The following is a 1,112-nucleotide window of genomic DNA, read 5'->3' on the forward strand; positions in this document are numbered from 1 at the left end:
GCCGTGCGGAGCAACCGCCGGGGCGGACACAACGCACCACAAGCCGCACGGGCTGGCCGATGGGGAGGCCGCTGATACTTTCAGCACTCCCCATCAGGCAAACTCAGGCAAATGGCATGGACATGTCTGTGATCACATCACCGCAAGGACACGTCTGATGACAAACCCAGCGCCGCCCTGCTTCAGGGGGCCAGTTCCTGCGGTCCGCGGGGACGTGTCCTACCGCCCCTTGCCGGGGGCGGCATTTTTTTCTGTCTTCCCGCGCACGGTCCCTTTGGCCGGGGCAGTTGCCCCTTTTTGCACCAGATCGGCCAGAGCGAGGATAGTGTTGGCATACACCGTCGAACGGTTATAGGTCATGAGCACCTTGTGCTGCTGCGCCCGGCTTATGCCGGGTTTCCAGCCGTGGCGGGCCAGGTAGTTGGACAGGCTTGCCACAGCATCAGGCACATGAAACAGGTCTACCCTGCCGTCGCCATCACCGTCCGCCCCGTAGGCCGCGATGTTGGAGGGCATGAACTGGCACAGGCCCACTGCGCCGTAAATGGAGCTGGGCAGATAGCTGGGGTCCAGGTCGTCCTGCAGGAGGTGGCTCACAAGCGCCCGCAGTTCCTTATAGGCCCAGTCCGCTCGTTTCGGCATGGTCTCCTGCAGCCAGGCCATATGCTCTTCATAGCCAGGCATGCGCGGCAGCCATTGGTCTATTTCCGAAGGCTCGCGGCTCACTGCCATGCTCGCCAGGGTGTAGAGGGCGTTTTCCGGCACGTCGGCCAAAACCTTGCCAAGGCGGGTTTCCACAAAGAGCAGGGCCGCGGCCACTGACGAAGGAACCCCATACCGGGTCTGGGCCTGGCTGAAAGCCTGTTTGTGCTCGGCAATAAAAGCGCGGCACAAGGCGGCGTTCTGTTCCGTGACTACACCTTTGTAGTAGGTTGTGGGCGTAGGCTTGGCGGAAGGAGGCCGGGGCATGAAGCGGCTTTTGTAGAGTTCAACCATTTTGCGGCCCATGGGCGACTGGCTGGGTACGGGAGCCAGGGTAGCCAACAGGGCATTGACACGGGGGCCGGAAAACCCGTCGGCGGCAAGCCGCGTGACCAGCGGCTGCCAGACCG

1 protein-coding gene is annotated in these 1,112 nt (G+C 62.8%); it reads right to left on the reverse strand.

The genetic code is table 11. The annotated features are described in order from the left end of the window. Positions 1 to 219 precede the first annotated feature (219 nt). Positions 220 to 1,112, reverse strand: an 893-nt coding sequence (locus tag V6C07_RS08445) for a lytic murein transglycosylase (protein ID WP_333535956.1), incomplete at its 5' end; no start/stop codon positions are given.

This window comes from Desulfovibrio sp. 1214_IL3152 (assembly GCF_036763055.1).
Taxonomy (GTDB): Bacteria; Desulfobacterota; Desulfovibrionia; order Desulfovibrionales; family Desulfovibrionaceae; genus Desulfovibrio.